11 protein-coding genes are annotated in these 12,738 nt (G+C 75.2%); 7 read left to right on the forward strand and 4 right to left on the reverse strand.

Going from position 1 to position 12,738, the window contains the following annotated elements:
- Positions 1-23: 23 nt before the first annotated feature.
- A complete protein-coding gene (locus tag PSED_RS33280; RefSeq protein WP_158511356.1) occupies positions 24-2,144 on the reverse strand; it encodes a DUF2339 domain-containing protein in 2,121 nt (706 codons plus the stop codon).
- A gap of 187 nt (positions 2,145-2,331) precedes the next feature.
- Between PSED_RS33280 and trmB the strand changes: the two genes are divergently transcribed.
- On the forward strand, positions 2,332-3,060 hold the full coding sequence (gene trmB / locus PSED_RS33285; RefSeq protein WP_041760209.1) for a tRNA (guanosine(46)-N7)-methyltransferase TrmB: 729 nt from the start codon (positions 2,332-2,334) through the stop codon (positions 3,058-3,060).
- Positions 3,061-3,148: 88 nt separating this feature from the next.
- Positions 3,149-4,402 carry a nitric oxide synthase oxygenase gene (locus PSED_RS33290; protein ID WP_013678606.1) on the forward strand — a complete coding sequence of 418 codons (1,254 nt, stop codon included), beginning with the start codon at positions 3,149-3,151 and terminating at the stop codon, positions 4,400-4,402.
- A 6-nt stretch (positions 4,403-4,408) separates the two neighbouring features.
- Here the strand turns inward: PSED_RS33290 and paaI are convergent, their stop codons facing one another.
- The 3 genes from paaI to PSED_RS33305 are packed head-to-tail and all read right to left on the reverse strand — an operon-like array spanning position 4,409 to position 6,860.
- Positions 4,409-4,867: a hydroxyphenylacetyl-CoA thioesterase PaaI gene (gene paaI / locus PSED_RS33295; protein ID WP_013678607.1), complete on the reverse strand. Its 459-nt coding sequence runs from the start codon at positions 4,865-4,867 to the stop codon at positions 4,409-4,411.
- A gap of 18 nt (positions 4,868-4,885) precedes the next feature.
- Positions 4,886-6,223: a sensor histidine kinase gene (locus PSED_RS33300; protein ID WP_013678608.1), complete on the reverse strand. Its 1,338-nt coding sequence runs from the start codon at positions 6,221-6,223 to the stop codon at positions 4,886-4,888.
- Position 6,224: 1 nt separating this feature from the next.
- Positions 6,225-6,860 carry a response regulator transcription factor gene (locus tag PSED_RS33305; RefSeq protein WP_049803569.1) on the reverse strand — a complete coding sequence of 212 codons (636 nt, stop codon included), beginning with the start codon at positions 6,858-6,860 and terminating at the stop codon, positions 6,225-6,227.
- A 94-nt stretch (positions 6,861-6,954) separates the two neighbouring features.
- Between PSED_RS33305 and PSED_RS33310 the strand changes: the two genes are divergently transcribed.
- The 5 genes from PSED_RS33310 to PSED_RS33330 are packed head-to-tail and all read left to right on the forward strand — an operon-like array spanning position 6,955 to position 12,562.
- Positions 6,955-8,001 (forward strand): iron ABC transporter substrate-binding protein, encoded by a 1,047-nt coding sequence (locus tag PSED_RS33310; protein WP_013678610.1) that lies wholly within the window; start codon positions 6,955-6,957, stop codon positions 7,999-8,001.
- A gap of 53 nt (positions 8,002-8,054) precedes the next feature.
- The gene (locus PSED_RS33315) at positions 8,055-9,542 is read left to right on the forward strand and encodes an ABC transporter permease (protein WP_013678611.1); all 1,488 of its coding nucleotides are present in this window, start codon (positions 8,055-8,057) and stop codon (positions 9,540-9,542) included.
- Positions 9,509-10,609, forward strand: coding sequence for an ABC transporter ATP-binding protein (locus PSED_RS33320; protein WP_233899237.1), 1,101 nt, complete (start codon positions 9,509-9,511; stop codon positions 10,607-10,609). Before PSED_RS33315 ends, PSED_RS33320 begins: the two co-directional genes overlap by 34 nt.
- A gap of 10 nt (positions 10,610-10,619) precedes the next feature.
- Positions 10,620-11,243 carry an NYN domain-containing protein gene (locus PSED_RS33325; protein WP_013678613.1) on the forward strand — a complete coding sequence of 208 codons (624 nt, stop codon included), beginning with the start codon at positions 10,620-10,622 and terminating at the stop codon, positions 11,241-11,243.
- Positions 11,240-12,562: an amidohydrolase family protein gene (locus PSED_RS33330; RefSeq protein ID WP_013678614.1), complete on the forward strand. Its 1,323-nt coding sequence runs from the start codon at positions 11,240-11,242 to the stop codon at positions 12,560-12,562. The genes PSED_RS33325 and PSED_RS33330 overlap by 4 nt, the downstream gene beginning before the upstream one ends.
- Positions 12,563-12,738: the final 176 nt, after the last annotated feature.

Below are 12,738 nucleotides of genomic sequence, written 5' to 3' on the forward strand. Positions count from 1 at the left end.
CGGGTTCGCGCCTGCGAATCCGATCAGGTCCGGGCGTCGGGCGGTCCCCAGGTGCCACGCCCGTCGTCGCCCGCCGCCTGCTCCGGGCCCCCGGCCGGAGCGGCCACCCCCGTGGGCGGCGTCGCCGGACCGGTCGCCGTCTCGGCCTCGGAGACGAGCCGCGCGTACCGCACCCCGGCGAACAGCAGCACCAGCCCGGCACCGAGGAACGCCCCGACGCGGGCGAGGCCGTCGAGGGAGACGAGGTCGAAGAGGATCAGCTTCGCGACCGCGGCGGCCACCAGGACGAGGCCCGCGACGCGCAGCGGGGTGTTCCGGATGCCCCGCGCCAGCAGCACCAGCGCGAGCACCGTCCACAGCACCGTCACGACGGCGTGCCCGGCGACGAACCCGCCCCGGTCGGGCGAGACGAGGAGCGCGAGGCCGACGACGAACCCGGTCAGCCCGTACAGCCCGACCAGCCCGGTGACGACCCACATGGCCGCCCGGCCGTCGCCCGACCCGAGCAGGCCCGTGCGCGCCAGCGCGACCAGCATCGCAACAGCCAGGCCGACGGTCAGCACCGCGACGATCAGGCCCGTGACCAGCGGGCCGGTCTGCAGCAGACCGCCACGGGTGAAGGGCCACGCGGGGTACCCGGCGAGGACACCCGGCGGCAGCGGCAGGGCCAGCGCGCCGAGGACGCCCATGACGCCGAAGCCGGCCGCGAACAGCAGGGTGGGCCGGCTGCGCAGCAGCGCCGCGGCCACCGCGAACCCGATGCCCTCCCCGACGATGACGGCGACGGCGACATCCCCGGAGAACAGCAGTCCGGTGGCCTCGAGCAGCGCCACCGCACCGACCGTCAGCGCGACGATCCGCACCGGGCGGTCGAGACGGGGGACGAGCGCGACACCGAGCATCACGACCGCGGCGCCACCGGCGACGGCGGCACCGCGCCAGCCGTCGAGCCGGCCGCCCATGATCAGCACCGGCACCGCGGCGGAGGCGAGCACGCCGTACGCCGGAGCGTTCGTCGAACTCGTGACCAGCGCGTACAGGGCGAGAGCGCACCCGACGACGAGCACCGCCCCCGCCGCGCCACCGGCCGGCCACAGCTCGGCGGACCCGGCCACGCCTGCGGCCAGCGACGCGTACAGGACGGCCCACGCGGCACCGACGACGAGCAGCCACGGCCATCCCCGGCGCAGCGCGACGATCCCGGCGACGATCTCCAGCACGACGGTGAGCGCGGCCAGCAGCGGCCCCCAGCCCTCGGTGACGACGGGCATCAGCAGCCCCGCGCCGACCACCGCGCCGATCGCGAGCGCCGCGCTGCGCCAGTGGTCGGCGAGCCCGAGCCCGCCCGCGGCGACGACCAGCCCCAGCACGAGGCCGACGGCGGCCGGCAGGTAGTGGTACTGCGCGGTCCCCGAGGCGACGACCAGGTACAGCGCCGCCACCCCGGTCCCGGCGACGGCGACCGCTCCGGCCCGGGCGGACTCCTTGCGGTGCAGCCACACCGCGAGCCCGAGCAGCGCGAGTCCCAGAACGGCGCCGGCGACGAGCCTGGCGACGGGGGAGAACCAGCCCCGCGAGGCGGCGAGCACCAGGAGCATGACGAGACCGAGCAGCGTGACCCCGCCGCCGGTCCACGCGAGCAACCGCGCTCCCGAGAGCGACGCCCACCAACCGGGCCGCTGCGGCGCGGGTGGGCCGGTGGGCACCGCCGGTCCCGGCCGGGTCCAGGGCGCACCGGTCCCCGCGAACACCGCGGGCGACGCAGCCGCCCGCGGCGGACGGCCCGGCCACGGCCCCTGGGGCGCGACGGGTCCGCGGGCCACCCAGGGCGGCGCCGCAGCGGCCCCCGGCGTCCCCGCGACCCCCGGCGTCCCCGCGGTGGCCGGCGTCCCCGCGACCCCCGGCGGGCCGGGGCGGGTCGGGGGCGCGGGCCACGCGGGCGGGCCGGACCGGTCGGGCGCCGGTGCGGCACCGACGCCGGACGGGCCCGTGAGAACGTCGCCGGGTCCTGCTCCGGACCCCCCGCCCGGTGCGGGACCCGGCGACGAGCTACGCAGCGCCAGCAGTTCGACGCCGAGATCGTCGAGTCGCCGGCCGAGCCTTCCGAGCTCGGCGGCGACGGCGGTCAGCCTGTCGTCTGACACCTGCGAATCGGACACACCGCAGAGAATGGCGATCATCGGGGCGCCGCGGATGCGTAGTACCACGCTTCGAAGGTCACGGCTCGGTCACGGTCGTGGCGCCGCCACGGCGACGGGGCCCGTCGGCGGCGACGGCGGCGTCGGGGACAATCGGCCGGTCACGATGACCAGCAGGGGGAGCAAGGAGACGATGACCGTGGGAGCCGAGACGGCGCCGGCGCCGCGGACGGACCGGATCCCGAGCTTCGTCCACCAGCGCAACCGGCTCACCGAGGGCCAGCAGTCGGCGTGGGACCGGTTGTGGCACCGGCACGGCCGCGACGTCGCCGATCTCGTCGAGGGTCGCGAGCCCTACGACCCGCCCGCCTGGTTCGGCCGCACGGCACCGCTGGTGCTCGAGATCGGGTCGGGGATGGGCGAGTCGACGGCGGCGCTCGCCGCCGCGGCGCCGGACGTCGACCACATGGCCGTCGAGGTCTTCGAGCCCGGCCTGGCACAGCTCCTGCTGCGCGTCGAGTCGTCCGACCTGACGAACCTGCTCCTGCTGCGGGGTGACGCCGTCGCCCTGCTGGACGCCTGCATCCCGGTGGATTCGCTGGACGGCATCCGCATCTTCTTCCCCGACCCGTGGCCGAAGCGCCGGCACCGGAAGCGTCGCCTGGTACAGCCCGGTTTCGTCGGTTTGGCCGCGTCCCGCCTGCGGCCTGGGGCGATCCTGCACATGGCGACCGACTGGGCGGACTACGCCGTCCAGATGCGCGATGTCGCCGACGCCGAACGGCGTCTGCAGCGCGCACCCGAGGCCGGTCCGAACGGCTTCGTGCCGCGGCCCGATTGGCGGCCGGTCTCGAAGTTCGAGCAGCGAGCGATCACGGAAGGTCGCGAAGTATCGGACCTGATGTACGAAAAGCATCACTGATGGGCGAAGGCTGACATACCGAGAGTCACATAGTAGAAAGACTCAGGTAGCAGCCTGTACCCATCGAGTGACTCCCCGGAGGCGATCCTTGACCGCAGCGGTCGGTGGTCAGCGATCGTCGGACGGCCCCCCGGAGACCGACGCCGTCCTCGTCCCGCAGCAGCACTGCCCGATGACCGGTCGGGGCCGCCCCGACGCGGGCACGCCCGATACCGGCCCCAGGCCCGTCGACCCGGACGAGGCGCTCGAGTTCCTGGAGCAGTTCCACACCGAGCAGCCCGACGCCGCGGGCGAGCGGTACGAGCGCAGGCGCGAGGCCGTCCTCGAGGAGATCGCGAGCACCGGGACCTACCGGCACACCAGCCGGGAGCTGGCGTTCGGCGCGCAGGTCGCGTGGCGGAACTCGGCCCGGTGCATCGGGCGGCTGTACTGGAAGACGTTGCACGTCCGCGACCGCAGGCACCTCACGGCACCGTCGGACGTCGCGGCCGAGTGCATCGAGCACCTGCGCGAGGCCACGCGCGGCGGCCGCATCCGGTCGACGATCACGGTGTTCGCCCCTGACGTGCCCGAGCGCCCCGGGCCCCGCATCCACAACGAGCAGCTCATCCGCTATGCCGGGCACCGGCTCCCCGACGGCATCGTGCGCGGCGACCCCCGGCTGGCCGACTTCACCGACCTCGTCGAACGTCTCGGCTGGCGGCGTCCCGAGCCCCGCGGCCGGTTCGACGTGCTGCCCCTGCTCGTGTCGGGTCCCGACGGTCGCCCGCAGCTGTTCGACCTGCCGGAGGACGCCGTCCTCGAGGTCCCGCTGACCCACCCAGACCTCGCGTGGTTCGCCGACCTGCGGCTGCGCTGGCACGCGGTACCGGCGATCAGCAACATGCCCCTCGTCGTCGGCGGCGTTCGCTACCCGGCCGCACCGTTCAACGGCTGGTACCTCAACACGGAGATCGGTGCCCGCAACCTCGCCGACGACGACCGCTACGACCTGCTCCCGGCGGTCGCGCGGCGGATGGGCCTGGACACGAGCTCGGTGCGGACGCTGTGGCGCGACCGCGCCCTCGTCGAGCTGACCCGGGCGGTGCAGCACTCGTTCGACGCGGCCGGGGTCACGATGGCCGACCACCACACGGAGTCCGAGCGCTTCCTCACCCACGTCGAGAAGGAGGAGAAGGCCGGCCGGTCCTGCCCGGCCGACTGGACGTGGATCGTGCCGCCGCTCTCGGGCGGGCAGACCAAGGTGTTCCACCGCTACTACGACGACCCGCGCCCCGACGAGCGCCCGGCGTTCCTGCCGCCCGGCGCCGACCCGTTGCTCGACCCGCCGACCGCGGGCTGACGGAGGTCAGGCCGGCGCGGGGGGCGGCGCGGCCAGGCCGGGAACCGTCCGGCTCCGGCCACGGAACTCGGCGATCACAGTGTCGCCGACGCGGACGGTGACGTCGTAGATGCCCGACCGTCCCGACCCGGCGCGGTGCCACGCCTCGGCGACCATCTCGTCGCCGCTCGCGGCCGGCCGCAGGAAGGCGACGTCGGCGCCCGCGGCGACCGTGGACACCCCGAAGCTGTTGCACGCGTACGCGAACGCCGCGTCGGCCAGCAGGAACACGTATCCGCCGTGGCAGATGCCGTGCCCGTTGAGGTGCTTCTCGGTCACGGTCAACGCCGTGACGGCCCGGCCCGGGCCGACGTCGACCAGCCGGACCCCGGCCTCCCGGGCTGCGACGTCGGCGTGCTCCATCGCGGCCGCCGCGTCCCGGGCGACCCGGAGCGCATCGGCGGCGGAGTTCTCGGGGGCAGGCACGGACGACAGTCTGCCCGGTCAGCGCTCCGGGGATCCGAGGGGTGACGGGAGCAGCTCCGGCAGCCGGGCGGGCAGCGTCACCTCGACGACCGTCCCGTCGCCGGGCGCGCTGCGCACGTCGAGGGTCCCGCCGCGCTCCTCGACGGCCAGCGCCACCAGTCGCAGGCCGACGTGCCCGTCCCCCGGGGGCGCGGTCGGGTCGAACCCGCGCCCGTCGTCGGTGACGGTCATCCGCACCCGCCCCGGCCCGGGCGTGTCGACGGCGACCCGCACGACGCCGGGCGCGCCGTGGCGGACGGCGTTGCGCAGCAGCTCCCGGCCGATCCGGTGCAGGAGGGCGACGACCTGCGCGTCGGGCTCGTCGGCGACGTCGACGGTCGTCTCCAGCGGCGTTCCGGCCGCGCCGCGCTCGTGCTCGGCGGCGAGCTCCTGCAGCGACGTCCGGATGTCGGGGATGCCCAGTCCTCCGGGCGCGAGCTCGGTGAGCAGGCCGCGCAGCAGTCCGACGTCGCGTTCCACGAGCCCGTGGGCGCGGCCGAGCAGCTCGCGGCGCCCGCCGTCGGTCTCGTCGAGCAGCAGCGCGTCGAGCAGCAGCCCGGTGCCGGCGAGGTCCTGGACGACACCGTCGTGCAGGACCTGGGCGAGCTCGCGGCGCTCGCGTTCGGAGGCGGCGAGGCCGTAGTGCAGCACGGCCTGCCGATCCCGCTGGTCGCGTTCCACGCGGCGGGCCAGCGACAGCGTGATCGGGACGGTCGCGGCGGCGAGGACGAGCAGGCTCCCGATCACGAGCGGCAACAGGTGCGCCATCGCGCTGCGGACGGTCGCGGCGGTGTCGACCGGCACGTAGACCTCGAGTCGCATGGGCACGCCCCACGCGTCGCGGAAGCCGACGAACGCCTCCAGCAGGGCGCGGTCCTCGGCCCGCTCGTAGCGGTGCTCGGGATCGTCGGGGACCCGCAGCACGACGATCTCGCCCGCGTCGAGCCGGCGGGCGAGATCGGCGTCGAAGCGGCGGCGTTCGCCCTCGATGCGTGGCTCGTCGGACACCACGACCTGCACCTGGTCGCCGACGACCCGCCAGATCTTGACCCGCGCGAGCATTCCCGAGTCCACGAACGGGGCGAGGCCGCGGAGGATCTCGTCGCGGGAGGTCGGGTGGACGGGGTCGTAGTGGTGCGCGGAGAGGGCGACCCCGACGGCGGTCGCGACGCGGCCGGCGACGTCCCGGGCGGTGCGGTGGGCCTCGCCGTTGGCGAACAGCCAGAGCCCGCCGACGGTGATCGCCGACAGGACGGCCGCGACGACCGCGGTGAGGACGGCGTGCCGGACGAGTGCCCGGCGGACGACCGGCCGCACGTCAGCGGGGACCGTCGAGCTCGACGACGCCGAGCCGGTGCGCGGTGACGACGGCCTCGAGCTGGGTGTGCGCCCCCAGCTTGGCCAGCAGCATCTTGATGTGGTCGCGGGTGGTGTAGAGGGAGATGCCGAGGTCGCCCGCGATGCGGTGGGCGTCGAGGCCGCGGGCGAGTGCGCGCAGCACGTCGTGTTCGCGGCCGGTGAGGTTGGGCGCGGGAGCCGGGTCGTCGGTGACCTCGCGGGCGCCGCCCCGGACGGCGCCGAGGATCTCGCTCAGCGCGCCGTCCTTGGGCAGGAAGGCCACGGCGCCCTCGGCGAACGCCCGCGCGGCGGCGTCGGGCCGGGGGTGCGCGGTCAGGACGACGGTGCGCACGTGCGGTCGCAGTGTGCGCAGCCGGGGCAGCAGGCAGAGGCCGTCGCCGTCGGGCAGCTGCAGGTCGACGATGGCGACGTCGAACTCGGTGGTCTCCGTGACGCGGGCCGCGTCGGCGAGCGAGTGGGCGACCGCGACGCAGCGCAGGTCGGGCTGCATGCCGAGGGTCAACGACAGCATGTCGGTGAAGACCCGATGGTCGTCGAGCACGAAGACCGACCGGCGGCGCGCGGTGCCGCGAGCGTGGCCGTTGGGCGTGTGCACCCCCGAATTTTGGGGGGACGACTCGGACATACCGGAAGTTTAGCCTCACCTAATTCCTCCCCACCCCTCGTCCGAAGAAACAGGTGCACCTGCGATGTCCACACCACGGCGACGGCTGGCCCTCCTGGCCGGCGCGCTCACCGCGGCTCTGGCCCTCTCGGCCTGCGGCGGCGGCTCGACACCCGCCGCCCCCGCGACCACCGCGGCCTCCGGCGACCGGACGCTCGTCGTCTACTCGGGTCGTGAGGAGGCACTCGTCGGAGAGCTGATCAAGCAGTTCGAACAGACGTCGGGGATCAAGGTCGAGACCCGGTACGGGTCGACCACCGAGCTCGCGGCCCAGCTGCTCGAGGAGGGTGACCGCACGCCGGCGCAGGTGTTCCTCTCCCAGGAGTCGGGTGCCCTCGGAGCGGTCGCCGCCGCCGGCCACCTCACCACGCTCCCGGCCGACGTGACCTCGGCCGTCCCCGCCAACTACACGTCGAAGGACGGGTCGTGGGTCGGTCTCACCGGCCGGGCCCGCGTCATCGCCTACGACAGCCGGACGTACGCGGCCGACCAGGTGCCCGGCGACATCACCGAGCTGGTCCAGCCGCAGTGGAAGGGCAAGATCGCGATCGCACCGACCAACGCCTCGTTCCAGGCCCACGTCACCGCACTGCGCGTGACCGCGGGCGAGGAGGCCGCCCGGGCCTGGGTGCAGGGGCTGAAGGCCAACGAGCCGCAGATCCACCGCAACAACACCGCGATCCTCGAGGCCGTCAACGCGGGCACCGCGGGTCTCGGCCTGATCAACCACTACTACTGGGCCCGGTCGGAGACCGACCCGACGACGCTGCGCGCACAGCTGAAGTTCGGCGACCCCGGCTCGGTGAGCGCGCTGGTCAACGTGACCGGGGCGGGCATCCTGAAGGGTGCGGCGCAATCCCCGGAGGCGGCCGAGTTCGTGAAGTTCCTGGTGTCGCCGCAGGCCCAGAAGTACTTCGCGGAGAAGACTGCGGAGTACCCGCTCGTCGCGGGCGCCGGCGCGCCGAAGGCCGTGCCGCCGCTGGACCGCCTCGGTGGCCCGGACATCGACCTGGCCCAGCTGTCGTCGGTCCGGACGACGGTCGAGATGCTCACGCAGGAGGGTCTCGTCTGACCGCGCGGCCGAACCCGCGGTCCGGGTGGACGGGGCACCGTCCACCCGGACCGTTGCTCGCGGCGGGGGCGGCGGTCGCCGTCCTCGCCGCCCTTCCGCTGGTCTACCTCGTCGTGCGCGCGGGCCAGGCAGGTGGTGACCGCGTCGTCGCCGTGCTCACCCGGCCGCGGACCTGGGAGCTCGCCGCGAACACGGTGTTGCTCGTCGCGGCGGTGTGTCTGGGCTGCCTCGTCCTGGGCGTCACAACGGCCGTGCTCGTCGTGCGCATCCGACTGCCCGCGCCGGGCCTCTGGTGGGTGCTGGCCTCGTTGCCGCTGGCGATCCCGTCGTACATCACGGCGTTCGCCTGGCTCGCCGCGTGGCCGGGCCTCAACGGGTTCTGGCCGGTCGTCGGGGTGATGGTGCTGGCGTGCACGCCGTACGTCACGATCCCGGTGCTGGCGGCACTGCGGCTGGCCGACGCCGGGCCCGAGGACGTGGCGCGGACGCTGGGCCGCGGCCCGGTCGCGGCCTTCGCGACGGTGACGCTCCCGCAGGTGCTGCCCGCGGCGCTGGCCGGATCGCTGCTCGTCGCGCTCTACACGCTCTCCGACTTCGGCGCGATCGCGCTGCTGCGCTACCAGGCCCTCACCTGGGCGGTGCACGCCTCCTACACGGGCACCCTGGACCGCGTCACCGCCGCCGTCCTCGCGCTGGTCCTGACGGCGTTCGCGCTGGCGATGGTGCTGGCCGAACGCCGGGTGCGGCGGCGGGCCACGGCCGGCCGTGCGGTCGTCGCGACCCGGCGGGCCGACCCCGTGTCCCTGGGCCCGTGGGCGACGGCCGCGACCGCGACGGGGCTCGCCGCCGTCGCCGCGCTGTCGCTGCTGCTGCCGCCTGCCGTCCTGGCGAGCCGGATCCTGCGGGCGGGGACGGCGCCCGACTGGGTGGACCTGGCCCGCAGCGCCGTCACGACGCTGGCCCTGGGGGCCGTGGCCGCGGCCCTCGTCGTGGTGCTCGCCGTCCCGGTGGGCGTGCTGGCGGCCCGGTACCGGGGGCGATCGGTCGGCGTCGTCGAGTCGCTCGCATACCTCGGCCACGGGCTGCCGGGCATCGTTGTCGGGCTGGCGCTGGTGTTCCTGTCCCTCGGCCTGCTCCCCGCGCTCTACCAGACGGCGCCGGTGCTGGTCTTCGCCTACGCGGTCCTGTTCCTGCCCAAGGCGGTCGGCGCGACCCGGGCCGCCGTCGAACGGGTGCCGACGTCGGTCGAGGAGGTCTCCCGCACGCTCGGCCGGTCCGCGCTGGGGACGTGGTTCGCGGTGACCGGCCGTCAGGCCTGGCCCGGGATCGCCGCGGGCGGCCTGCTCGTGGCGGTCACGACGATGAAGGAGCTCCCGGCGACGCTCATGTTGCGGCCCATCGGACTCGACACCCTGGCGACGGACCTGTGGCAGCACACTTCGATGGGGGCCTACGGCGCCGCCGCACCCGCGGCGCTGCTGCTGGTCCTCGTGGCGAGCGTGCCCGCGTGGTTCCTGTCCGAGCGGGGGCGGCGCCGGTGACCGGCGACGGGATCGTCCTGCGGGTGCGCGGGGTGTCCGCCGGGTACGGCGGACGGCGCGGCCCGCTCGTCCTGCGCGACGTCGACCTCGACGTGCACGCCGGTGAGTTCGTCAGCGTCCTGGGCGTGAGCGGCAGCGGGAAGACGACGCTGCTGCGCACCGTGGCCGGACTGCACCCGGTGGCGACCGGCACCGTCGAGATGCGGGGCCGCGACCTCGCCCGGGTTGCGCCACAGCACCGCGGCATCGGGCTGGTTCCGCAGGAGGGTGCGCTGTTCGGCCATCTCACGGTGGCGCGCAACGTCGGCTACGGGCTGCGCCGGCTGCGCGGCCCGGAACGGGCGAGGCGGGTGGCGGAGCTGCTCGCCCGCCTGGAGCTCGACGGGCTCGCCGGCCGCATGCCGCACGAGCTCTCCGGCGGGCAGCGCCAACGGGTGGCGCTGGCCCGGGCGCTGGCGCCCGAACCGGCCGTCGTCCTGCTCGACGAGCCCTTCGCCAACCTCGACGCGGGGCTGCGGGCCGCGGTGCGCGCCGACGTCGTCGCCACGCTGCGCGCCGCGGGCACCGCGGCCATCCTCATCACCCACGACCAGGACGAGGCGTTCTCCGTCTCCGACCGCGTCGCCGTCCTGCACGAGGGCCGGATCGTGCAGGACGACGAGCCCGAGATCCTCTACTCCGCACCGGCGACGGAGTGGCTGGCCCGGTTCGTCGGCGCCGCGACCCTGCTGCGGGGCGAGAGCGACGGCGCCGTCGTCGACACCCCCCTCGGACCGGTCCGGCACCGTCCCGGACGGCCGGGCGTCGTGACGGCGGTGGTCCGGCCGGAGCAGGTCAGGCTCGGGGAACCCGGCGTGTCCGCGCTGGTGGTGGCAGTCGAGTTCCACGGCCACGCCCGGCTGGTGCGGCTCGCCGTGGCCGACGGGACCACCGCGACGGCCCGTGTCCCCGCCGACGCCGGCGCGCCCCGCCCGGGCGAGGCGACGACCGTCTCGGTGACCGGCACCGTGCACGTGCTGCGCACGGGCGCGGGTTCCTCGGACCGGACGACGGTGGGGCACGGATAGGGTCGCGTGCATGAGTGAGTCCGGCGGAACCCCGCCACCCCGGGTACTGCTGGTCTGGGACGCACCGAACATGGACATGAGCCTCGGCTCCCTGCTCGGCGCGCGCCCCACGTCGACGTTCCGGCCACGGTTCGACGCCGTCGGCCGCTGGCTGCTCGACCTCGCCGGCCCGGAGGCGACCGCCGAGGCCACCGTGTTCACCAACGTCGTCCCCGGCAGCACCGAGGTCGTGCGGCCGTGGGTCGAGGCGCTGCGCAACGTCGGTTTCGCCGTCTTCGCCAAGCCGAAGACCACCGAGGACTCCGACGTCGACGAGGACATGCTGCGGCACATCCAGCTGCGTGCCGACGAGGGCGTGCTGCGGCACGTCGTCGTCGCCTCGGGCGACGGGCGGGCCTTCCGCGAGCCGCTGGAGGAGCTGGTCGCCAAGGGCGCCGGCGTCACCGTCATCGGCTTCCGCGAGTACGCGACCTTCGCGCTCAACTCGGAGGTCCTCGAGTTCGTCGACCTCGAGGACATCGACGGCGTCTTCCGCGAGCCGTTGCCGCGCATGACCCTCGACACGCTGCCCGACGGCGGCGCGTGGCTCCCGCCGTTCCGCTCGCTGCGGTCGTTGCTCGACCCCCGGCGGTGACGGCGGCCCGGCTCACCGCGCCCGTCGCGCTGACCTGTGGCGCGGGCTGTCCCGTCGTGCGTGACGCGGTCGTCGACGTGCGCGCCGACGGCCGGATCGGCTGGGTCGGCCCGCGCGCGCAGGCGCCGGCGTCCACCGCGCCGGTCCGTGCACTCCCCGGGCTGCTGATCCCCGGTCTGGTCAACACCCACTGCCACACGCCGATGACGGTGCTGCGGGGGATGGGCGGGGACCTGCCGCTCATGCAGTGGCTGACCGGGGTGATGTGGCCGGCGGAGGCCCGCCTGACCGGCGACGACGTCCGCGCGGGCATGACGTCGGGCTGCATCGAGCTGCTGCGGACCGGGTGCACGACCAGCACCGAGATGTACTTCTTCACGGACGCCGTGATCGAGGCGGTCCTCGCCGTCGGAACGCGGGCCGTCGTCACGCCGGGGATCATCGACGCGCCCGGCTGGGACCGCCTGGGAACGTGGGAACAGATGCGCGACGACGTCTCCGCGCGCATCGACGCCGACGGCCTGCGTCATGGCCCGGGCGAGCGGATCGAGCTGGGCTACGGCCCGCATGCCGCCTACACGCTGCCCGCCCCCGCGCTCGCCTCCGTCGCGGAGCACGCCGCGCACCGCGGCGCGCTGGTCCACATCCACGTCGCCGAGTCGGCGCAGGAGGACGCGCAGATCCGCGCCGAGCACGGGTCGGTCCCGGCGCTGCTCGACGCGTCCGGCCTGCTCGGGGGCCGGCTGCTCGCGGCGCACGGCGTCCACCTCTCCGACGACGACGTCACCCTGCTCGCCCGGCGCGGCGCCGCGGTCGCGCACTGCCCGGGTTCCAACGGCAAGCTCGCCGCGGGGATCGCGCGGGTGTCGGCGCTGCGGGCCGCGGGTGTGCGGGTCGGGCTGGGCACCGACGGCCCGGCATCGGGTGACGATCTCGACCTCTGGCACCAGGCCCGGCTCGCCGGCCTGCTGGCCCGGCTCGGCACCGACGACGCGGCGGCCCTCACCGCCGCCGACCTGCTCCTCCTCGCCACCCGCGACGGAGCCGAGGCACTGGGGCGCGACGACATCGGCGCGCTCGAAACCGGTCGCTGGGCCGATCTCGTGCACATCGACCTCGACGATCCCGCCTTCCTCGATCCCGACGACGACGCGCAGCTGCTGTCGAACCTGGTGTGGGCGGGCGGCGCGCGGGCCGTGCGCGACGTCTGGGTCGCGGGCGAGCAGGTGCTCGACGCGGGCCTGCCCACCCGGGTCGACGCGCCCGCGGCGTTCGCGGCGACACGGGCCGTCGCGAGGCGGCTGCACGCGCAGGCCTGACTCCCACGCTCCGGTGGTTCCAGTGCATGGGAGCGTGGCCCGGCGCGGTGTCCGGGAAGCGCGGTCGACACGCCGTTCGCGCGGCGCGGTCCGGGGAGCGCGGCCCAGGTAGCGCGGTGTCCCGGGTAGCGCGCGAAGGCCGGGGCCGTGACGACCGGGTCTCCCCTCCGGTCGTC

Origin of the sequence: Pseudonocardia benzenivorans CB1190, from assembly GCF_000196675.2 — a bacterium.
In the GTDB taxonomy this organism is placed as follows: Bacteria; Actinomycetota; Actinomycetes; order Mycobacteriales; family Pseudonocardiaceae; genus Pseudonocardia; species Pseudonocardia benzenivorans.